At 69.9% G+C, this 20,827-nt stretch carries 16 protein-coding genes; 9 read left to right on the forward strand and 7 right to left on the reverse strand.

Annotation, left to right across the window (positions count from 1 at the left end; all coding sequences use genetic code 11):
- Window positions 1-26: 26 nt before the first annotated feature.
- Window positions 27-3,095, forward strand: a complete 3,069-nt coding sequence (locus tag FNH08_RS12750; RefSeq protein ID WP_152771589.1) for an alpha-mannosidase — start codon at window positions 27-29, stop codon at window positions 3,093-3,095.
- A 45-nt stretch (window positions 3,096-3,140) separates the two neighbouring features.
- A complete protein-coding gene (locus FNH08_RS12755; RefSeq protein ID WP_152771590.1) occupies window positions 3,141-4,454 on the forward strand; it encodes an MFS transporter in 1,314 nt (437 codons plus the stop codon).
- 15 nt (window positions 4,455-4,469) lie between these two features.
- Here the strand turns inward: FNH08_RS12755 and FNH08_RS12760 are convergent, their stop codons facing one another.
- Entirely contained in the window at window positions 4,470-5,981 is a 1,512-nt protein-coding gene (locus tag FNH08_RS12760) for an MFS transporter (RefSeq protein ID WP_152771591.1), read from the reverse strand.
- A gap of 226 nt (window positions 5,982-6,207) precedes the next feature.
- The gene (locus FNH08_RS51810) at window positions 6,208-6,420 is read right to left on the reverse strand and encodes a hypothetical protein (RefSeq protein WP_228034078.1); all 213 of its coding nucleotides are present in this window, start codon (window positions 6,418-6,420) and stop codon (window positions 6,208-6,210) included.
- Window positions 6,421-6,898: 478 nt separating this feature from the next.
- Between FNH08_RS51810 and FNH08_RS12770 the strand changes: the two genes are divergently transcribed.
- A complete protein-coding gene (locus tag FNH08_RS12770) occupies window positions 6,899-7,723 on the forward strand; it encodes a lipase family protein (protein WP_152771592.1) in 825 nt (274 codons plus the stop codon).
- A gap of 389 nt (window positions 7,724-8,112) precedes the next feature.
- Here the strand turns inward: FNH08_RS12770 and FNH08_RS12780 are convergent, their stop codons facing one another.
- Window positions 8,113-9,447, reverse strand: coding sequence for a histidine-type phosphatase (locus tag FNH08_RS12780; protein WP_152771593.1), 1,335 nt, complete (start codon window positions 9,445-9,447; stop codon window positions 8,113-8,115).
- A 292-nt stretch (window positions 9,448-9,739) separates the two neighbouring features.
- Here FNH08_RS12780 and FNH08_RS12785 point away from each other — a divergent pair, with 292 nt between their 5' ends.
- Complete coding sequence (locus FNH08_RS12785; protein WP_152771594.1) at window positions 9,740-11,233, forward strand: APC family permease; 1,494 nt, start codon at window positions 9,740-9,742, stop codon at window positions 11,231-11,233.
- Window positions 11,234-11,403: 170 nt separating this feature from the next.
- Window positions 11,404-11,658: an EF-hand domain-containing protein gene (locus FNH08_RS12790; protein WP_152771595.1), complete on the forward strand. Its 255-nt coding sequence runs from the start codon at window positions 11,404-11,406 to the stop codon at window positions 11,656-11,658.
- Window positions 11,659-11,686: 28 nt separating this feature from the next.
- Here the strand turns inward: FNH08_RS12790 and FNH08_RS12795 are convergent, their stop codons facing one another.
- From FNH08_RS12795 to FNH08_RS12805, 3 genes are all read right to left on the reverse strand, one after another.
- Window positions 11,687-12,700 carry a LacI family DNA-binding transcriptional regulator gene (locus tag FNH08_RS12795; protein WP_322724368.1) on the reverse strand — a complete coding sequence of 338 codons (1,014 nt, stop codon included), beginning with the start codon at window positions 12,698-12,700 and terminating at the stop codon, window positions 11,687-11,689.
- Window positions 12,701-12,768: 68 nt separating this feature from the next.
- The gene (locus tag FNH08_RS12800; protein WP_152771596.1) at window positions 12,769-13,512 is read right to left on the reverse strand and encodes a GntR family transcriptional regulator; all 744 of its coding nucleotides are present in this window, start codon (window positions 13,510-13,512) and stop codon (window positions 12,769-12,771) included.
- A gap of 27 nt (window positions 13,513-13,539) precedes the next feature.
- Window positions 13,540-15,711: an alpha-N-acetylglucosaminidase gene (locus tag FNH08_RS12805; RefSeq protein WP_152771597.1), complete on the reverse strand. Its 2,172-nt coding sequence runs from the start codon at window positions 15,709-15,711 to the stop codon at window positions 13,540-13,542.
- A gap of 257 nt (window positions 15,712-15,968) precedes the next feature.
- Between FNH08_RS12805 and FNH08_RS12810 the strand changes: the two genes are divergently transcribed.
- From FNH08_RS12810 to FNH08_RS12825, 4 genes are read left to right on the forward strand one after another with little or no spacing between them, the layout of a single operon-like run.
- Window positions 15,969-16,703 carry a sugar isomerase domain-containing protein gene (locus FNH08_RS12810; protein WP_194238470.1) on the forward strand — a complete coding sequence of 245 codons (735 nt, stop codon included), beginning with the start codon at window positions 15,969-15,971 and terminating at the stop codon, window positions 16,701-16,703.
- 41 nt (window positions 16,704-16,744) lie between these two features.
- Window positions 16,745-18,088, forward strand: a complete 1,344-nt coding sequence (locus FNH08_RS12815; protein ID WP_152771599.1) for an ABC transporter substrate-binding protein — start codon at window positions 16,745-16,747, stop codon at window positions 18,086-18,088.
- Window positions 18,078-18,992, forward strand: coding sequence for a carbohydrate ABC transporter permease (locus tag FNH08_RS12820; RefSeq protein ID WP_152771600.1), 915 nt, complete (start codon window positions 18,078-18,080; stop codon window positions 18,990-18,992). The genes FNH08_RS12815 and FNH08_RS12820 overlap by 11 nt, the downstream gene beginning before the upstream one ends.
- Window positions 18,993-19,020: 28 nt before the next feature.
- Complete coding sequence (locus FNH08_RS12825) at window positions 19,021-19,848, forward strand: carbohydrate ABC transporter permease (RefSeq protein WP_152771601.1); 828 nt, start codon at window positions 19,021-19,023, stop codon at window positions 19,846-19,848.
- 17 nt (window positions 19,849-19,865) lie between these two features.
- On the opposite strand, the gene FNH08_RS12830 is transcribed toward FNH08_RS12825, so the two are convergent.
- Complete coding sequence (locus tag FNH08_RS12830) at window positions 19,866-20,735, reverse strand: DUF3626 domain-containing protein (protein WP_152771602.1); 870 nt, start codon at window positions 20,733-20,735, stop codon at window positions 19,866-19,868.
- Window positions 20,736-20,827 lie beyond the last annotated feature (92 nt).

Below are 20,827 nucleotides of genomic sequence, written 5' to 3' on the forward strand. Positions count from 1 at the left end.
CCGCCACCCCCCGGAGATGAACCCCCATGCACAACGACCGTGAAGTCTCCGAGCAGCGGCTCGCCCGGGTGCTGAACGAGCGCATACGGCCGGCCGTCCACGCCCGGTCGGTCCCACTTCAGGTCGATTTGTGGAACGTCCCCGGTGAGCCCGTACCGGTCCAGGACGGTCTGACCGCCCCCTACCGTCCGGCGCGGGTCGGCGACCGATGGGGCCCCGCCTGGTCGACGAGCTGGTTCCGGGTCAGCGGCACGATCCCCCAGGACTGGACGGGACTGCCCGTCGAGGCCGTGCTCGACCTCGGGTTCTCCACCCACTCCGCCGGCTTCTCCGCCGAGGGCCTGGTCTACCGGGCCGACGGCACCGCGGTGAAGGCGCTCAACCCGCGCAACATCTGGCTGCCGGTGGCCGAATCGGCAGGCGGCGGAGAGGAGTTCGTGCGGTACATCGAGGCCGCCGCCAACCCGGTCGTCATGCACACCGCCCCTGGCCATCTGACCTTCGGTCCCACAGCGGTCGGCGGGCGGGCGCCCTGGCTGGACGACCCGTCGGCCGACCGGGGTGAACCCCTGTACCGGCTGCGGCGGTTGGACCTCGCCGTCTTCGACCGCGACGTCCACGAACTCGTCCAGGACCTCGACGTCCTCGGCGAGCTGATGCACGAACTGCCGGTGGACTCCCCGCGCCGCTGGCAGATCCTGCGGGCGGTCGACCGCGCCCTGGACGCGGTCGACCTTCAGGACATCGCCGGCACCGCCGCCGCGGCACGCAAGGCCCTTGTCCCGGCCCTCGCGGCGCCCGCGACCGCGAGCGCGCACAGGGTCTCCGCGGTCGGTCACGCCCACATCGACACGGCCTGGCTGTGGCCACTGCGGGAAACGGTGCGCAAGGTCGCCCGGACCGTCTCCAACGTCACCCAACTGATGGACGACCACCCGGAGTTCCGCTTCGTGATGTCCCAGGCCCAGCAGCTCGCCTGGCTGAAGGAGCACCGGCCCGAGGTCTACGCCCGCGCCCAGGAGAAGGCGAAGACCGGCCAGTTCCTGCCCACGGGCAGTCTGTGGGTGGAGCCCGACACGAACCTCACGGGCGGCGAGTCGCTGGTCCGGCAGTTCGTCCACGGCAAGCGGTTCTACCTGGAGGAGTTCGGCGTCGAGACCGAGGAGATGTGGCTGCCGGACACCTTCGGCTACAACGCGGCGCTGCCCCAGTTGATGAAGCTGGCCGGAGTGCGCTGGTTCCTCACCCAGAAGATCTCCTGGAACACCACCAACAAGTTCCCGCACCACACCTTCTGGTGGGAGGGCGTCGACGGTACCCGGATCTTCAGCCACTTCCCGCCCGTCGACAGCTACAACGGCGACCTCTCCGGCGCCGACATCGCCCACAGCGTGCGCAACTTCCAGGACAAGGGCTCCGCCAACCACTCCCTCATCCCCTTCGGTTACGGCGACGGCGGCGGCGGCCCCACCCGCGAGATGCTGGCCCGCGCCGCCCGGCTGGCCGATCTGGAGGGCTCGGCCCGGGTCACGATGGAGCGGCCCGCCACCTTCTTCGCCCGCGCCCACTCGGAGTACGAGGCGAACGGCGGCGCCCCCGTGTGGTCCGGCGAGCTGTACCTGGAGTTCCACCGCGGCACCCTGACCAGCCAGCTCGCCACCAAGCAGGGCAACCGGCGCAGCGAACACCTGCTGCGCGAGGCCGAGTTGTGGGCCGCCACCGCCGCCGTGCGCCACGGGCACCCGTATCCGTACGAGGCTCTGGACCGGCTGTGGAAGACCGTCCTGCTGCACCAGTTCCACGACATCCTGCCGGGCACCTCGATCGCCTGGGTGCACCGCGAGGCGGAGGAGACGTACGCCGTCGTCGCCCAGGAGCTGGAACGGATCGTCGGGGACGCACAGCGCGCTCTCGCCGGGCCCGGTGGGTCCGCGGGGGGCACGGTCGTCTTCAACGCCGCGCCGCACGGACGCGACGGCGTCCCCGCGCTGGGCGCCGCCTTGCGCACCGAGTCCGCCGACACACCCGTACCGCCTGTCCGGGACGGCGACGGCTTCGTCCTGGACAACGGCCTGCTCCGGGTGACCGTCGACGGCCGCGGCCTGGTCACCTCCGCCTACGACGTGACCGCCGACCGCGAGGCGCTGCCGCCGGGTACCGCCGCGAACCTGCTGCAACTGCATCAGGACTTCCCCAACCAGTGGGACGCGTGGGACATCGACGCCTTCTACCGCAACAACGTCCGCGACCTCACCGAGGCCGAATCGGTCACGGCCTTCGAGGACGGGATCCGCGTCGTCCGCGCCTTCGGCGCCTCGCGGATCGAACAGACCCTGACGCTGGCCGCGGGCTCCCGGCGGCTCGTGATCGACACCGTCGTCGACTGGCAGGAGCGCGAGAAACTCCTCAAGGCCGCCTTCCCGCTGGATGTGCGCGCCGCCCATTCCTCCGCCGAGATCCCCTTCGGGCACGTCGAGCGACCCACCCACACCAACACCAGCTGGGACGCGGCCAAGTTCGAGATCTGCGCCCACCGCTTCCTGCACGTCGGCGAACGCGACTGGGGCGTGGCGCTGGTCAACGACTCGACGTACGGCCATGACGTCACCCGCGACGTCCGTCCCGACGGAGGCACCACCACGACGGTCCGTCTCTCCCTGCTGCGCGCCTCCCGCTTCCCCGACCCGGACGCCGACCAGGGCACCCACCGGCTCCGCTATGCCCTGGTGGTGGGCGCCGGCATCGACGACGCGGTCCGCGAGGGCTACCACCTCAACCTCCCCGAGCGCGCGCTGCCGGGCAGCACGCCTGTCGCTCCCCTGGTCTCGGTCGACCACGAGGGGGTGGTCGTCGAGGCCGTGAAGCTCGCCGACGACCGGTCGGGCGATGTCGTCGTCCGCCTCTACGAGGCCCTCGGCGTCCGCACCCGCGCCATCCTCGGCACCGGCTTCCCTCTCGCGTCCGCCACGGCCACCGACCTCCTGGAACGCCCCCTCGACGACACGACGAGCCATCAGATCGTCGGAGGGGCGGTCCACTTGAGGCTGCGCCCCTTCCAGATCCTCACCCTTCGCCTCCGGCCGGGGAGCGAGTGAACCTCTCGTTGACCTTGCCCCAAGGGGAGCCCGCACCCTCGGTTCATGCGACGAACGAGGGTGCTGGTCGACGTACGGCCGCTGCACGTGGGCGACTTCCGGCGGCTGTGGGCGGCCGCCGTCGTGACCTCTCTGGGGGCCCAGTTGACGGCGGTCGCCGTGCCGCTGCAGATCTACGGCCTCACCGGTTCCTCGTCCTACGTCGGGCTGGCCGGGCTGGTGGGCTTCGCCCCGATGGCGACGGCGGCTCTGTGGGCAGGCGCGCTCGCCGACGTACGGGACCGGCGCCGCGTACTGCTGGCGACCACGATCGGCATCGGCGTGACGTCGCTGCTGCTGTGGGCGCAGACATGGGCGCACCTGCGGTCGGTCGGTGTGCTGCTCCTGCTGGTCGGCGTGCAGCAGGCCCTGTTCGGCGCCAACACGGCGGTGAGCAGGGCCGTGGTTCCTCGCCTGGTCGCACCTGAACTGCTGCCCGCCGCCAACGCGTTGCAGTCGATGGTCGTGCTGTCCGCCGGGATCGCCGGTCCGCTGCTGGCCGGCTTCCTGCTCCCGGTCGTGGGCAGCCAGACCTTGTATCTGGCGGATGCCGTGGCCGTCTGCGCGACCGCGTGGGCCGTTTGGCGGCTGCCGCCCCTTCCTCCGGCCGGCAGCGGCGGGCACGGACGGCGCGCGGGAATCCGGCAGATCGTCGACGGTGTACGTCTCGTGACGCGGCATCAGGTGCTGCTACTGGTCTACGTCTGCGACTTCGCCGCCCTGTTCCTGGGACTGCCCACGGCACTCTTCCCGCAGCTGTCGAGGGAGACGTTCGGCGCGTCGAACATCGGAGTTCTGTACGCCGCCCTCTCGGCCGGTGGCGTGCTGGCGGCACTGTTCTCCGGGACCTTCACGCGCGTCGGCCGCCACGGCATCGCGGTCGCGGCTTCGGTGGGCCTGTGGGGCCTGGCCGTCGCGGGGTTCGGGCTGTCCCGCTCGCCGGCCGCGGCAGTGGGGTGGCTGTTCCTGGCGGGCGGGGCGCTCCTCGCGCTGGGTGTCTTCCGCCGAACCGTCCTGCAGTCCGCCGTGGCGGACGAGATGCGTGGCCGTCTCCAGGGCATCGACACCGTGGTGGCCGCGGGCGGGCCGCGGTTGGGGGATCTCGTGCACGGCACGGCCGGCGCCGCCTTCGGCGCCACGTGGGCGGTCACCGGTGGCGGCGTCCTTACCCTCGCGACGGCGCTCGCCCTGCTCCTGCTCTTCCCGGACTTCCGACGCCATCGAGCACTGGACACCACCGCACCGGACACCACGGTTTCGGGGCGTCCAGGGGTTTGTGTCGCCCCCGCCGCCCCTACCCGTCCCCACAGGCGGGCCTGAGTCACCACATGCCGCTCACATGTGGACTGTGGGGGCGGCGTCGGCGTCGACCGCCGGGACACCGCGCCGGTAGAGCAACAGCGTGATCAGCGCCCCGGCCGCGAAGAAGGCGGCCGACCACCAGTAGGCGGTGGAGTACGACTCCAGCGCGGCCTGCGCCTGGACGACCTTGCTGGTCACGTCCTTGCCCTCCAGGTAGGACGTGGCGGCACTGGCGGCCAGGGTGTTCAGCAGGGCCGTACCGATGGAGCCGCCGATCTGCTGCATGGTGTTGACGGAGGCCGACGCCACTCCCGCGTCGTCGGCGGCCACGCCACTGGTTGCCAGGCTCATGGCCGGGGCCATGACCAGGCCGAGGCCGATGCCGGTGACCAGCAGGGCGGGCAGGACGTCGGCGGCGTAGGTGCTGTCCTGACCGAGGCGGGTCAGCCACACCATGCCGACGGCGCCGAGGGCCATGCCGAGCGGGACCACGACCTTCGGTCCGATGCGCGACATCAGAACACTGGTCGACAGGGTGGCGGCCACCATCAGGACGCCGACCATCGGGAGGAAGGCCAGGCCGGTCCGAATGGCCGAGAAACCGAGGTTGAGCTGCAGGTAGTAGGTCAGGAACAGGAACACGCCGAACATTCCGGCACTGGAGATCAGCATGACCGCGAAGGACGCGCCGCGGTTGCGGTCCAGCAGCACGCGAAGCGGCAGCAGCGGGTGCGATGCCTTGGTCTGCCACCAGGTGAACACCGCGAGCAGGACGCCACCGGCGGCGAGGAAGGCCCAGGACCGGGGTGAGCTCCAGTCGTGGGACTCGGCCATCGAGAAGCCGTAGACGATGGCGAAGAGACCGGCGGTGACCAGGATCGTGCCGGGGATGTCGAGCTTGGCACCGCGTTCGCGAGCGGCCCGCTTGAGCAGCAGCCAGCCGCCGGCGAGCGGGACGACCGCGAGGACGAGGTTGACGTAGAGGGTCCAGCGCCAGTCCAAGTACTCGGTGAGGACCCCGCCCAGCAGCAGGCCGACGGCCGCGCCGGAACCGGCGATGGCACCGAAGATGCCGAATGCCTTGGCCCGTTCCTTGGCGTCGGTGAACGTGGTCGTCAGCAAGGAGAGTGCGGCGGGGGCGAGCAGCGCCCCGAAGACGCCCTGGAGGGCACGGCCCGCGACCAGCATCTCGAAATTGGCGGCGGCACCGGCCACGGCCGAGGCCACGGCGAAGCCGCCCACCCCCACCAGGAACGCGAGCTTGCGGCCGAAGAGGTCCGCTATCCGGCCGCCGAGCAGCAGCAGGCTGCCGAAGGCGAGTGAGTACGCGGTGACGATCCAGGTCCGGTCACCGTCGGAGAAACCGAGGTCGGCCTGGGCGGAGGGCAGGGCGATGTTCACGATGGTCGCGTCCAGCGTGACCATCAACTGCGCGATCCCGATCACGGCAAGGATCCACCACCGGTGACGGGACCCGGCCTCCTCGGGCCGAGCTCCGGTCTTCGTGAGCGGCGCCGAATCCGGCGCTGCAGCTGTCTGGGCCATCGGGCGCACTCCAGTCGTGATCAGAATCGAGAGCCTGCGAAACGAAACGGTTTCGTACTCAAGAATCAGAGACTAGACACTCCGCTAGCGAAACTCAAGCGTTTCGCTAGCGAGGTGAGGGATGCCTCCCGAGGAGGGATCGCGAGAGGTCGCGTCGCCACGGCGCGCCAGAGGCGGTCAGGACGGTCAGGGCATCACCGAGGTCCTGGACTCCTTCCGCCGTTCATCACGGACGGGGGCGGAGGCGCCGCCATGCGCCGCGTTCGGCGCACAGGCAGCCGACGCCGCGGTCGATCCACTCCTGACCGGCCCACTCCGGATGGCGCTCGATCATCAGCGCCCTGACCTCCTCGACGATCGTCTCCTCGCTCAAGGCCGGGACCCGGCGCCGCCAGGACTCCTCGCGCAGCAGCTGCAGGTAGTCGCGGACGTCGGCCAACAGTTGCGCGCCACCGACATCGCCATGGCCGGGGACGGACCACCTGGGGGTTCTGCGCCACCAGGCGCTTCATCGCCTCGGTCCAGCGGATGCCGGACACATCGGTGTCGTGCGGCGGGAACCACGGGAAGATCGCGAACTGCCCGACCTCGACCAGATCGCCGGTGAACATCACCCCGGCGTCGGGGACGGTGGCCACCTGGTCGCCCTTGTGGAGACAGCCGGCGGCCGGCGCCCTTGGTGGCCAGGTCCTGGGCCTGGGCGCTGTTGACGAGGCGAGCACGGTCTCGGCGTTGTGCGGGCCCATGCCGGTTTCGACGACGAGTACGGAGCGGGTGCCGCCGATGACGCCGGCGGTGACTCACCTGAGTGATCTTTGCGGCGATCACATCTCATACACGTGGATTGCGGCTATGACGATCAAGGCCCCGTTCCGTGGCCTTGCCCTGAACCGAACCGCCCACACCGGGAGAGCGCGATGTCCATCGCCCCGATCGATCACCGGACGAAGACCTACAACCTGCGGCACGCCTACTGGATGTGCCGGGCCTCCGAGCTCGCCTACAAGGACGAGGCCACCATCGAGGCCCAGGCCGAGAGCTGGGGCTTCGATCGGGTCGATCACCACCACACCTCGTTCACGCCCCCCTTCCCGCTCCAGGACACGCAGGCGTACAGCATGGCGAGCGACCACATGATCGTCCTCGCGTTCCGGGGAACGGAGCCGGTGAACATCAAGGACTGGCTCTCGGACATCACCACGCCGCCGTGGCCCGGCCCTGCGGACAAGGGGTTCGTCCACTACGGCTTCGGCGAGGCCCTGAACTCCGTCTTTCCACAGGTCAAGAAAGCCCTCAAGGCGTCCCGGACCAACGGCCAGACGGTCTGGATCACCGGGCACAGCCTCGGAGGTGCCCTCGCCATGCTCGCTGGTGCGCGGCTGCACTTCGAGGAGCCGAATCTGCTGGCCGACGGCATCATCACCTTCGGTCAGCCGCGCGTGTGCGACCGGGAACTGGCCACCGCCTGTGACAAGGCGTTCGTCAAGCGCACCCACCGCTTCGTGAACAACAACGACATCGTGCCGCACCTGCCACCCGAGCCCGCCTACACCCACACCCAGTTGCTCCGGTACATCGACTCCGCCGGCAGGCTGCGCGAATCCATGCCGCTGCTGGGCGGGCTGACCGACCGGGCAAAAGGCCTGACGGCCGACGTCCTCGCCCCGGGAAGCGATGGCTTGAGGGACCACTTCATCTTCAACTACGTCGACGTCATGGAGAAGAACGCCACCCGGAGTTGAAAGCCCGTCGCCGTGCGATCCGGCACCAGGAGACCACAGACCACGGTGGTTCCGGGCGCCGGATCCCCGGTCCGCATCGGCCCCGGGGTATCGGTATCGCGCATGCATCGAAACAGCACATGAACGACTTGCCCACAGGGCCGTGAGAACGGTCCACTGCGATGCCGCCCGGCAGTTCGCACCCGGCCTGATCGGCGAAGCCGACGGAGCGTCGACCATCCTGGGTCCGCCGCATGACGCCGCGGACTTACGGCACTTGCACGCCGCCGCGTTCGCCTGCCCCACCCGCTCCGTCCGCCCGGCGTCCGGGCAGCCGGACCTGTGAACCTTGGGAGAACACCGCGGTGGCCGGCCCGGGAGCTGCTCCTCGGGCCGGCCACCGTGTCGGCTCAGGACGTGGGCGTCCCCGTCCGCCCGTAGCAACGCTCCAGCTCGTCCACGTCGTAGAAGTAGCTGCCCTTCGCCACCGGGCGGCAGCCGGTGCGGAACGCGGTCTCCTTCTCGTTGTAGAGCATCCGCACCAGGTAGTGGTCACCCTTGCGGAACAGGTCCCACTGGATGTTCGCGGCCATCGGCGCCACCGACGCGCCCCGCCACGCGTTGTCGGCGTACGTGTACGGCCGCGCCTCGGTGACCGGCTGCGTGCTGCCGGGGAGCCCGAGCAGCACCGCGAGCGGGATGATCTCCTCGGCGTGGGTGAAGCGCAGTTCGGCGCCGAGGTCGCCGGTGCCGGACCGGGCGGCCTCGAGCTTGGCGAAGAAGTCGTCCAGCAGGACCTGGGCCATGGCGTAGGTGATGCCGCTGTCCTTGAAGCCCGGGCCCTTCTCGTAGAAGTCCTCGGCGTCGCTCAGGTACGCGAACCACCGGGCATCACGCGGCGCGATGTAGCGGTCCATGTGCCAAGTGCCCTCCTCGGAGAGCGCCGGGGCGGCCGCGTACAGGTTGTAGACCGCCTCGGCGGCGTCGACCTGGTCGGCGGAGTCGAGCGTGGCGACGAAAGCCGGGGTGAACAGGCGCAGCAGGACACGGCGGGCGGCCCACTGAGTGGCCGGCTGGTCCTTGATCTCGGCCAGCGTGCTGGCGAGCCGCTGGTCGCTCGCGATGTAGTCACGGTAGGCGGCGCCGCCCGCCGACTTGTGGAAGTACAGCAGGTCGGGGTCGGTCCTGGGGGCGCCGATGAGGGGCTTGACGGCCGGATCGTCGTCACCGAGGGCGGTGGCGAAGATGTTGCCGCTGTCCACCGCCCGGTCCTTGCCGGAGCTGACGACGTCGATCTTCTCGCCGTTCCGCGCGATTCGCCGGAACAGCTCCGGCAGCCGCTGCTCCAGCCGTGCGGCCATGTTCTGCATGTCCTGCTTGCCGCGCGCGGTCAGCTGACCGTATCCGATCTTAGCCATGGCGGCCTCCAGCGACCGCACGTCCAGCCCGAAGTGCTCGCCCAGCGGGGTCAGTTCGCCGTCTGCGGCGGCCTTGTCCCACAGCGCGAGGATCAGATCGCCGTCGTCGCTGTCGGTCGACGCGCGGGTGCCGTGCCGGGAGACCGTCTCGGTGAAGACCGGGACGAAGCCCTGCGGGGGGTGCTGGTACGAACGAGCGTCCTGCAGCGGCTCGTAGGGAGTCTTGGTGGCGTAGAAACCGTGCGTCACGGGCACGGCGTTCGCGGGCGCCGCCACGGGGAGCGTGAGCGCGGTGAGGGCCACCGCGGACAGGGCGAGTCGTCTCATGAGCGAGGAGTTTGTTCAGTTTGTGTGAACGACACCCGTACCTGCCGTGACGAGCCGGGGGCGCGACTCTCTGCTGTGCACCAAATCTTTTCGGCCACAGGCGACGCCATCGGGCTCCGCGCTTCGGTGCGGTTTCCATGGCATTCATATGGAGAAGCAATGGTCAAGACTTGTACATGAGCGCTTGTGGAGGTTCGCGGCGGCGGCCGATCATTGGCCGAATCCCACCCGTACCACGAGCACGCAGGAGCTGCCGGTGGCCGCTGGCCAGACAACCCTCGAGCCGGCCGACATGCCGGCAGCGGCAGTGGCGGAGCGGCAGAAGCTGCGCAAGCACTTCGGCCGTTTCGACATTCTCTTCTTCCTCCTGTGCACCATCGTCGGTGTGGACACCATCGGCACCGTGGCGTCGTCCGGTGCCGAGGCGTTCACCTGGCTCATCGTGCTGGCCGTCGTGTTCTTCGTGCCCTCCGCGCTGCTGACCGCCGAACTCGGAGCCGCGTTCCCCGACGAGGGCGGCCCCTACATCTGGACCAGCCGGGCCTTCGGGCGCCTGGCCGGTGCCGTCAACAACTTCCTGTACTGGATCACCAATCCGGTGTGGCTGGGCGGCACGCTCTCCGTCTCCGCCGTCACGGCCTTCACCACCTTCTTCAACGACGGGAAGGACCTGAGCACGCCGGCCTTCTACGCCTTCACCCTCGTCTTCGTCTGGGTGGGCGTGCTCGCCGCGATCCTCTCCTTCGACATCGGCAAGTGGATTCCCACCATCGGCGCCTGGAGCCGTTTCGTCCTGCTCGGCCTGTTCACCGTCACCGTCGTGGTGTACGGCGTCCAGCACGGTCTGCACGGATTCGGAATCGGTGACTTCTCCCCGACGTACGCGGGATTCGTCGGCCTGGTGCCCGTCCTGATGTTCAACTACGTCGGTTTCGAGCTGCCCAGCACCGCCGGCGACGAGATGACCGACGCGCAGAAGGACGTACCTTTCGCCGTCTTCCGCAGCGCCGGCCTCGCCGTCGTGCTGTACGCGCTGCCGATCCTCGGCATCCTGCTCGTCCTGCCGGTCAAGGCCGTCACGGGCCTCGGCGGGTTCATCGACGCGATCCGGCAGGTCTTCACGGTGTACGGCGGTCATGTCGCCGCCGACGGCACCGCCACCCTCAGCGGGGCCGGCAGCCTGCTCGGGGACCTCGCCGCGATCCTGTTCATCCTCACGGTGCTGTCCTCCGGGGTCACGTGGGTCATGGGCTCCGACCGCGCCCTCGCCGTCTCCGGCTACGACGGCGCCGCGCCCCGGTTCCTCGGCGTCATCTCCAGCCGGTTCGGCACCCCGGTTCGGGTCAACATCCTCAGCGGGGTGGTCTCCACCGCCGTCCTGGTCCTGGCCCACGAACTGACCGACGGCAGTGCCGCCAAGCTCTTCGGCGCCGTCCTCGGCCTCGCCGTCTCCACCACCCTGGTCAGCTACCTCGGCATCTTCCCGGCCCTCGCGGTGCTGCGCCGCAAGGCCCCGGACGTCCCCCGCCCGTACAAGGCGCCCTTCCCCCGCACGATCAGTGTGGTGCTCACCCTGCTCGTCCTGTTCGCCAGTGTGCAGCTGGTCGCTCCCGGACTCGGCGACCACTGGTTCGGCGCCGACTACGCGCCGGACGGCTGGAGTTACGGCGAACGCTGGAAGTACCTGCTGACGGAAGCCGTCCCGCTCGCCGGGTTCATGCTCCTCGGCGCGCTCTTCTGGGCCCTGGGCAAGCCGACCCGCACGGCTTCCGCCACCACGGAGTAGCACGCGGCGACGCGGTGTCACGGTGCCTGCGCGCGTCGCCGACGGTTCTCCGAAGCGCGCTGTCGAGGAGACGGAGGAAACTGGAGGTGGGGAACCGGGGCGGGACGCGAGGCGTTCCGCCCGTGAGTGCGGCGGGGCCGCCCGCCGGCGAAAAGGACGGGGACGACGTGATGAGTGACAAGGCCCGGAAGCTCTTCGAAGCGCTCGACCTCGACAGGAACGGGATTCTGACCCGCGACGAAGTAATCATCGCCCTGCGGACGAAGGGCCCGTCGCTGGCCGCATCGGGGGATCTGCCGTACTGGGGGGTCGAGGACATCGACGCCTCCTCCGCCCTGTTCGACGCCGCCGACCAGAACGGGGACGCGATCCTGACGCTGGAGGAGTTCGCGGCGGTGGTCGACCGCCGTTTCGGCTGGCACTGACGCCGGAGCAGTGACGCCGCCCGGATGGTCAGCCTCCGGTGCTCTCCCGCACGACGATCCGGTGCCCGGCCACATGGTCCCGCACGACGGCGTCCTCCGGGGCGTCGATCCGTTCCAGCAGCAGGGAAACGGCGGCCCTGGCGATCTCCTGCTTGTCGGGGGCGACGGTGGTGAGGCTGGGCACGCTGAAGCGGGAGGCGTCGATGTCGTCGAAGCCGACCACGTCCAGGTCGCCGGGCACCGAGCGGCCCTGTTCATGCAGCGCCCGGAGCGCGCCCAGGGCCAGGTGGTCGTTGAGGCACAGCAGGGCGTCCGGGCGAGGAGCGCGCTCCATCAGCGCGGCCGCCGCGCGGGCGCCGTCCTGCCAGTGGTAGGCGTCCACCGGCACCACCAGGTCGGTCTCGAAAGGCAGACCGGCGGCCTTCAGGGCGTCGCGGTAGCCGTCGGTTCGCAGGCTGTCGGTGCCCTGTCGGCCGCGGACGGCGCCGCCGATGACGGCGATGCGGCGGCGGCCCCGGGACAGCAGGTGCTCGGTGGCCTCGCGGGCGGCGCGCACGTTGTCGATGCCGACGTGGTCGGTGCCATCCTCGGCGGGGCGCTCGCCGAGGAGCACGACCGGCAGGCGCCGGTCGCGGGTGGCGAGGTCACGTGGGTTCAGGGCGAGCGGACTGAGGATGACGCCGTCGGAGAACTGCGCGTCGAAACCGTGCAGCGCCGCCAGCTCCCGTTCGCGCACGGCCCTGGTCTGGTGGAGCAGCACGGTCTGTCCACGGAGGTCGGCCTCGGTCATCACGTGCTTGGCCAGCTCCGCGAAGTACGCCACGTCGAGTTCCGGGACGGCCAGGGTGATCATGCCGGCCCGGCCCTGGCGCAGCTGGCGTCCGGCGATGTTGACGCGATAACCGAGGGCGTCGATGGCTTCCTGGACGGCGGCGCGGGTCCGCTCCGAGACGTGCTCGAAGTTGTTGATCACGTTGGAGACGGTCTTGGGCGAGACGCCCGCGTACTCCGCCACGTCCTTGATCCTGGGTCTGGCCGCCACGCTGGTCACCCTTCCGCCTGCCCGTGATCGTACCGACCGTCGCGCGGTGATCCGTCGCTGGCGGTGGCCTACACCGCCCGGGTCACCACCAGCGAGAACTCGTACAGATCGCCTCGGCACAACGACTCGCCGTACTCCACGACATGCCCCTTGTCGTCGAACGCCGTGCGTCGTACGAGCAGGGCGGCGGAACCCTCCTTGATCCCGAGCAGCCCGGCCTGGCGGCCGGTCACGTTCATGGCGCGGATGTGCTGGGTCGCCCGTACCACCCGCACGCCGTGGGCGTTCTCCAGCACCTCGGACAGCGAACCTTCGAGGAGGGACTCGTCGAGGTCGGGGAAGCGCTCGGCGGAGAGGTAGACCGTCTCCAGGCAGATGGGGAAGTCGTCGCCGAGACGCAGCCGTTCGATGCGGTGGAGAGCGGTACCGGGATCGACGCCCAGTGCCGTGGCATGGTGCAGGTCGGCCTCGACCAGTTCCGCGGCGAGGAGTTCGGCGCTGGGGTGGTAGCCGCGCGAGCGCAGGTCCTCGGAGAACGAGGTGAGCGCCGACGTCTTGGTGATCTTCGGCTGTGAGACGAAGGTGCCCACGCCGCGCACACTGCGGACGAGACCGTCCTCGCGCAGGGCCTGGAGCGCACGCCGGGCGGTCGCTCGGCTGACGTGGTACTGCTCGGCGAGCTGCCGTTCGGTGGGCAGCGCCTCGTCGGGCCGCATCCGGGCGATGTCGGCCTGGAGCTGCCGCCGCAGAGCTTCGTACTTGTAGGAGTCCGTCTCCGGGCCGTCGTCTCTGCGCCTGTCCTTGAGCGTCACTGTCACTCCGCGGTTCGCACCTGTCCGCTATCCCCGAGAGGCGCGGTAACGGGGCATCAGCGTACGCACCACGTCCAGGGTCGCCCCGGTGGCCCGGGGCGCGGGCGTCGTCGTCCCGGTCCGGTCGGCGATCCACCGCTCCTCCCAGTCGATCAGGGACGCCTCGAACTCCTCGGCCCGGTAGGGGGATCCAGTCGCCAGGGCACGGACGACGTGCTCGTACCAGCTGCGCCAGCGTGGCAGGTAGAACGAACGGACAAGGCCGGCCCAGTGCCGGCCCGAGTAGTCGTGCAGTTCACTGCGGGGAGGTCCCCAGACCGTGAGGACCCGTCGCGCGTTGGCCTCGTACAAGCCGGCCTCGGCGGGCGTGGAGGCCCAGCTCCTCGCGTCGGCGAGCCACGCGTCCAGCCGGTACTCGGGCCGGGTGGCCAGCAGCTCGTCCAGGTCCTCGAGGGTGGTGAGCAGTGCGGTGGCGGCCGGCCGGAAGCGTTCGAGGTCCCGGTCCACGGCCGCGTCCGCCGCCCGCTGCTGCTGAGCACACGCCACATGGGTGAGCACCTGCGCGGTGACGTCGCACAGGTCCCGGCCTAGTGGCCCCGCGCTGTCCTCCCGCGTCGCCTCGTCGGCCAGAAGCTTCCATGCCTCGGCCAGGCCCGGTGGCACGGTGGGTGAGGGGGGCGCCGCCAGGTGCACCGGCGGATTCGGGCGCAGATCGCCCTCCAGCGTGGGTCGGCAGACGACGACCGAACCCGGTGGTCCGGGGGTGTCGGCTGTGTAGACGGTGGCGTGCAGAAGCTCCCAGGCGCGCAGCAGGCCGGGGGTTCGGCGCCCGTACCTGGCCTCCGTCCAGGTCCGCAGCCATACCCGTACGTCCTCGACGCCTCCTTGCCAGGAGACGTCCGCCAGCAGCTCGTACAGGACCGGGTCACCGCCGAATGCCTCCATGCTCGCGCCTACTCCCGCGAGCGAACCGCCGCGTGGGTCGGCCGCCGCCCGGGCTGCGCCGGTGGCGAGCTCGTCCAGCCTTCCGTAGAGGCCGGGTCGTCCGCCCAGGCTGTGCAGCATGCACCACACCCATGGCTTTCCCCGGTAGCCGTCGGTGTGCCGCCACACCGGCCGGTGCTCGGCCCACAGGTCCAGGATCAGCATGCGGTCGTCCGGGACCGCGTCGAGGAAGGCCCGGGTCCTCTCCGGCGTCCAGTAGTCGGAGCGGTAGGAGAAGGGCCAGGCTTGGAGCACCCACGTGGCCTGGTCGTCCACCGCGGTCATGACACCGTGCACGGCCCGCGCGACACGGGTGATGTCCGCCGGGGCGGTCACCGGAGGTGTCGTCTCGATGAACGGATCGGCGGCGTAGAGGTGGTCGGTGCCGAAGAGGCGGGTCTGCTCGGTCAGCAGCGCGGTGCCGAACTCCTCGAACAACGGGTCGCGCGGGTCCAGGACTTCGACCTCGAAGTCCCACCAGGGAAGGGTCGTCGACCTCGCTCCCCGGTCCGCGATCAGTTCGCGGGGAGCGTGGCCGGAGAAGCCCTGGAGGACCGGCCGCATGCCCAGGGCGCGCTCCCGGTCCAGGATGCGGCGGCCCAGCTCCGCATGGCTGTGGATCCAGCTCTGGGGCAGGGGCCCGCACCAGCCGTCGAGCGAGGCGAGCCAGTTCCACGGGAGGTAGGCCGGGCCGCCGAGGAACCGTCGGGCGGCCTCGTCGTCGAGGCCGGCGCGCAGGAGGGCCCGTTGCCAGGCTGCTTCCGTACCGGTCATCGCCAGTGGCGTGGTCACGCCGTGCAGCGCCATCCAGTCGATGTGGCGCTCCCAGCGCGTCCAGTCCCAGAACGCCGTGGTGTAGCCGAACGTGCAGACGTTGAAGTGGTAGCGGTGCGGGTAGGGGGAGGTCGTACGGGCGGCCGTACCGGTGCGGGGCAGGCGGTCCGGCAGCCGGGGCGCGGGGGCGTCCCAGGTGATCTGCGTCCGGCAGGCCGTGCGGAGATACCAGCGCAGCGCCGAGGCGACGGCGACACCGCTGGACCCGCGCAGCGCCACCCCGTACGGCCCCGCGTCGACCTCGAACCAGTCGGGCCCGCCGCCCCCGGGCGCGACGTCGACGGTGAACTCCGCGGCCCGGCCCGCGAGAAGCCGCTGAAGAAGCTGCCGGGCGGCGGCGCTTCCCACGTTTGCTGCCTCTGATGCCTCGGGTGATGTCATCGTCCGGCCGGCTCCTGACGAGGGTCGACTGTGGTACGTACCACAAGTCAATTGAAGCTAGGTTCGCCGACAGGAGCAGTCAAGGTAGTGGGCCGTATATAGGACTAGTTGGCGTTGGTTGGCGCGAGGGCTCTGTGCAGCCTTATAACCCTCTGGTACGGTCCACAGCCAGCTGGCGGCCCTCACACGCCAGCCCGGTCCGGCCCGTACGAGCTCCTCCCCCGCTCCGGCTCGACACCTCAGGTGGCCTCGACACGATGAACGCCGATCTCGCCTATTTCGCCGCTCTCCAGGAGAACCTCACCGCCTTGGCCGACGCCGAGCGACCCGCCATCGAGCGCGCCGCCGGCGCCATCGCGGACAGCGTCGCCGCCGGGGGTGTCGTCCACTACTTCGGCAGCGGCCATTCGCAGCTCGTCGCCATCGAACCGCTGCTGCGCGCGGGGGGACTCGCCCCGGTCAACGTGATCGCCGATCCGGCGCTCTCCCCCGCCGCCCCTCGGCACGCCGGTGCGGCCGAACGTGTCAGCGGCTACGCGGCGGCGATCCTGAGTACGGCGGACATCAGGGCCGGCGAGGTGGTGGTCGTGATCTCCAACTCCGGTATCAACGCCGTCCCGGTCGAGTTCGCCCTCGGCGCCCGCGCGTTGGGAGCGACCGTCGTCGCCGTCACCAGCCGGGCCCACTCGCTGTCCGCGGAGTCCCGGCACCCCGACGGCCATCGCCTGCTCGACGTCGCCGACATCGTCATCGACACGCACGGCCGCCCCGGTGACACGGTGGTGCCCGTGGGCGACAGCGCCGTCGGCGCCCTGTCCACGGTCGTGGGGGCGGCGATCGTCAACGCCCTGACCTGCCGGGCCGCTGAGCTGCTCGCCGAACTCCACGGTCAGGCACCACCGCTGATCGCCAGTCAGAACACGGGCGACGACGCCGAGCGCCACAACAACGCCCTGCTGGAGAAGGTCAAGGACCGCTGTCCGCAGGGCTGACGCAGCGATCCGTCCGCCGAGGGAACGCAAGGAGGCCGATCATGGACAGGACGCCATGGGTACGTCGCCGTGTCGCGGCGGCGGCCTGCGCCGTCGCGCTCGTGCTGCCGCTCACCGCCTGCGACGCCCTGACTCCCGGGAGCGCGGCGGCGGTGCCCGGTCCCCGCAGTGTGCCGTCCTCGACCGCCGTGCCTGACGACGACATCACCCTGCGTCTGCAGTTCGCCGATGCCCCGCCGATGGTCGACGCGCTGATCGCCGCGTTCGAGAAGGGGCACCCCACCATCAAGGTCGAGCCGCAGTACAAGACGTTCTCGGACTACGTCCAGAACCTGAAGCTCACCATGACCTCCGACACCGCCCCCGACATCGCGCAGTACGCGGTCGGGATGACCGACCTCGCGGCGGACGGCCACATCCTCGATCTCTCGCCCTATCGGGAGGCGTACGGCTGGGACGACGCCATTCCCCCGGTCAGCCTCGACCAGCTCACCGCCGGGCAGACCAGTAAAGCCACCGGTGGGCGGGCCCTGTTCGGGGTCCCGGCCGGTCTGTCGATGACCGGCATCTACTACAACAAGAAGCTGGCCGAGCGGGCCGGGATCCACGCTCCGCCCAGGACTCTGGCGGAGTTCGAGGACCAGCTCGCCGCGGCCAAGAAGGCGGACCTGACACCGCTCGGCGTCGGCGCGCTCGACTCCGGCGGTATCCATTTGTGGGCCGCCCTCCTCAACCAGACCATGCCCACGGACGACTATTGGGACTGGGTCAACGGCACCAAGGGCGCCACCGTCGAGAAGCCCGCCGGGACCACCGCGAGTGAACTGGTCGTCGAATGGGGCCGCAAGGGCTACTACAACGACTCCGCCAACGGCACCGCACAGGTCGACTCCACCGCACAGTTCGCCAAGGGTGACAGCGTCTTCCTGATCAACGGCAACTGGGCGGCCGGGCAGTTGGCGACCGCCATGAAGGACAACGTCGGCTTCTTCCCGATGCCGGGCGAACGGGCCTCCGACCCCATCGTGGCCTCGGGCTTCAGCGTCTCCTACGCCGTCTCGTCGCGGACCGAACACCCCGAGGCGGCAGGCGCGTTCCTCGACTTCCTGACCTCCCCCGAAGCCGGTCAGATCATCAGCGACAACGGCTTCCTGCCACCCAACCCCGAGGCCGTGGCGAAGCCGGAGGGCGTCCTCGCCGACATCGCGGAGGCCCACCGGCGGGCCGTCGCCGACGACGGGATCACGACGTTCCCCGACTTCGCCGCCCCCGCCATGCTCGACCGGCTGCGCTCCGGCATCCAGAAGCTCATCGCGGACCGCGTCGAGCCCGCGGACTACCTCGACTCACTTCAGGACGAGTGGGAGGAACACCATGGGCAGTAGGCCGCCGCGCAGTGAGCCGCCGGTCCGGACCGCGAGCCCCCGCCGACGCAGTCCGTATCGCGGCTACGTGTACGTACTCCCCGCCTTCGCCGTCTACCTCGCTTTCGCGGTGCTGCCCGCCCTGCACACGGCGTATCTCTCCCTCTTCGAGTGGGACGGTGTCACGCTGGGCGACTGGGTCGGCCTCGGCAACTACCAGGAGATCCTCCAGGACTCCATTCTTCGCAGGTCCGTGTTCAACGCGCTGGTCCTGGTGGTGTTCTTCTCCTTCGTGCCCATCGCGCTCGGGCTGGCGATGACCGGTCTGCTGGCCCGTTACCGGCGGCCCGGCATGGGGGCGTACCGGTTCCTGTTCATGCTGCCGCAGGTCGTTCCGCTCGTCGCGGTGGGCGTGACGTGGCGCTGGCTGTACGGGGACGACGGGCTGGTGAACCAGGCGCTGGGCGCGGTCGGCCTGGACGGCGTGACGCGGGCCTGGCTCGGCGACTTCGGCGCCGCACTGATCGCCGTCGGCCTCGTGGGCACCTGGGTGCTCAGTGGCCTGTGCATGATGCTCTTCCTCAGCGGCGTACAGAAGGTGGATCCCCACCTGTACGAGGCGGCCCGGCTCGACGGGGCGGGCCCGGTGCGGGAGTTCGTCTCCGTCACCCTCCCCCACCTGCGTGGCGAACTCGCCGTCGCCATGACGGTGACCACGGTGGCCGCGCTCGCCAGCTTCGACATCGTGTACGTGACGACGAACGGCGGCCCCGGCGAGCAGACCACGGTGCCCGGACTGCTGGTGTACCGACTGGCGTTCTCCGAGGGCAAGGTGGGGCTGGCCGCGGCCCTGGCCGTCGTCCTCGGCTGTCTGATACTCGCGATCGTCTACCTCATCAACCGTCTGTCGAGGTCGGAGTCATGAGCACCGTCATGAACAACGGGACACCTTCATGAACACCGCCACGCGATCGGAACGCTGGTCGGGTTACGCGCTTCTGACAGTCATGGCGATCGCCGTCGTCGTCCCGTTCCTCAGCGTCTTCCTCGCCTCCCTGCAGCCCGCGGGCACGCCGGTGGTGGGCCTGACCTGGCCGGAGCGGTGGAGCTGGGACAACTACGAACAGGCGTGGTCGGTGGCCGGTTTCTCCGACCTCATCCGCCACAGCCTCACCATCGCGCTCGGTGTCGTCCCCGCCTCCCTGCTTCTCGCCACGCTGGCGGGCTACGCGCTGGGCACGGCCCGGCTCCCGGGCGGCAACGCGGTCGCGGCCTTCTTCGTCGCCGGCCTCACCATCCCGGTCGAACTGATCGTGGTTCCCCTCTACTTCGACCTGCGGGGCTTTGGCCTGACCAACTCCTACCTGGGCGTGATCCTGGTGGAGATCGCGCTGTTCATGCCGTTCAGCGTGTTCTGGATGCGCACCCACTTCCAGTCCACCCCGGCGTCGCTGGTGGAGGCGGCCCGTATCGACGGTGCCTCCTCGGCCACGATCCTGCTGAGGATCCTGCTCCCCCTGGCCCGGCCGTCCCTGATGACGCTGGGCCTGCTCGTCTTCATGTGGTCGTGGAACCAGTTCCTGCTGGTGCTGGTCCTCATCCAGGACACCACCAAGCACACGGCTCCCGCCGGGCTCGGCTTCTTCGTGGGCCAGAACACCACCGACATCCCCACACTCGCGGCGGGGACCATCATCGTGATGCTCCCCATCCTGATCCTCTTCGTCATCTTCCAGCGCAGCTTCATGGCGGGGCTGCTTCAGGGCGCGACGAAGGGGTGACGGGCCCGGCCGGTGAGTCACCTTTCAGCAGAGGGTGTGCGGCGCTGTCCAAAGCGTGCCAGGCAGTGCCAGACCTTCTTGAGGTCCTGGAGGGCATGGCGGCCCGTGCGGGCAGCGTCTCCGATGATCTTGGGATCGATCCGTCCGTCCACCGCGATCTCACTTCCCAGGTCGACGTATCTCTGTCCGCGGTAGCTCGGGTGGCGTCGCAGCTCATCCACGCCGAGCCGGAAACCCGGATGCCACTCGACCGGGCACGAGAGCCGGTGAGCCGCGGATTCGACCGCTGTGCCGCGATAACTGGGATCCAGCACCAGCGCCTCGACGTCACGGTCGAATCTGACCGGTCCGTGAATCTGTGCCTCTATGTGGTCGTCCAAGGCATCCAAGCCGTCGGCCTCGGCGAGCTCGATGAGTGCGCAGTGGGCGGCGACACCGAAGGCCGAAGGCTCGGTGGAACTGTCGGGGTAGCAGAACGTGGTGCGTGCGAGAGTCTCAGCGGTGAGCCTGAAATACGAGGAGCCGAACCTCGGCGCGCCACCGACGGGATCGCGACGGTAGTTCAACGCACCGTACACGGGACGCTCGTCAGTCGCGGCGCGGTCGTACGCACCGGCGAAGATTCGACTCTCCCAACGCCACCGGTCTCCGCCAGGGCGAGCGGTCAGGCCGCCGTTGCTCGTGCCCGTCACGAACTGCGACCGGTAGACGCCGTCCTCCGCCATCTTCACCAGGATCGGCCGGTCTCCCGACTCACGATCGGGATGGAAGTGCATCGTCACCCGCAGGTCAGGAGCAAGCGGCCCTCCCGTGGACAAAGCCGCGACATGGCGCAGAGCCCTCTCCTGAAGCGACACGTGAAACGACGCGGCGATATCAGCACCCATCCGTGGAGTGTGTCCGGACGACGGCAGCCACCGCACCCGATTATTACCATCCGTAATGATTCGACTACTCTTCGAATCTGTCGGCATCAGGT

This window comes from Streptomyces spongiae (assembly GCF_009377185.1).
Lineage (GTDB): Bacteria > Actinomycetota > Actinomycetes > Streptomycetales > Streptomycetaceae > Streptomyces > Streptomyces spongiae.

What these genes read in the sequence shown, in the direction of transcription:
- FNH08_RS12750 (WP_152771589.1), top strand. Translation starts at nt 27, where the DNA reads ATGCACAACGACCGTGAAGTCTCCGAGCAGCGGCTCGCCCGGGTGCTG.
- FNH08_RS12755 (WP_152771590.1), top strand. Translation starts at nt 3,141, where the DNA reads ATGCGACGAACGAGGGTGCTGGTCGACGTACGGCCGCTGCACGTGGGC.
- FNH08_RS12760 (WP_152771591.1), bottom strand. Translation starts at nt 5,981, where the DNA reads ATGGCCCAGACAGCTGCAGCGCCGGATTCGGCGCCGCTCACGAAGACC.
- FNH08_RS12770 (WP_152771592.1), top strand. Translation starts at nt 6,899, where the DNA reads ATGTCCATCGCCCCGATCGATCACCGGACGAAGACCTACAACCTGCGG.
- FNH08_RS12780 (WP_152771593.1), bottom strand. Translation starts at nt 9,447, where the DNA reads ATGAGACGACTCGCCCTGTCCGCGGTGGCCCTCACCGCGCTCACGCTC.
- FNH08_RS12785 (WP_152771594.1), top strand. Translation starts at nt 9,740, where the DNA reads ATGCCGGCAGCGGCAGTGGCGGAGCGGCAGAAGCTGCGCAAGCACTTC.
- FNH08_RS12790 (WP_152771595.1), top strand. Translation starts at nt 11,404, where the DNA reads ATGAGTGACAAGGCCCGGAAGCTCTTCGAAGCGCTCGACCTCGACAGG.
- FNH08_RS12805 (WP_152771597.1), bottom strand. Translation starts at nt 15,711, where the DNA reads ATGACATCACCCGAGGCATCAGAGGCAGCAAACGTGGGAAGCGCCGCC.
- FNH08_RS12810 (WP_194238470.1), top strand. Translation starts at nt 15,969, where the DNA reads ATGAACGCCGATCTCGCCTATTTCGCCGCTCTCCAGGAGAACCTCACC.
- FNH08_RS12815 (WP_152771599.1), top strand. Translation starts at nt 16,745, where the DNA reads ATGGACAGGACGCCATGGGTACGTCGCCGTGTCGCGGCGGCGGCCTGC.
- FNH08_RS12820 (WP_152771600.1), top strand. Translation starts at nt 18,078, where the DNA reads ATGGGCAGTAGGCCGCCGCGCAGTGAGCCGCCGGTCCGGACCGCGAGC.
- FNH08_RS12825 (WP_152771601.1), top strand. Translation starts at nt 19,021, where the DNA reads ATGAACACCGCCACGCGATCGGAACGCTGGTCGGGTTACGCGCTTCTG.
- FNH08_RS12830 (WP_152771602.1), bottom strand. Translation starts at nt 20,735, where the DNA reads ATGGGTGCTGATATCGCCGCGTCGTTTCACGTGTCGCTTCAGGAGAGG.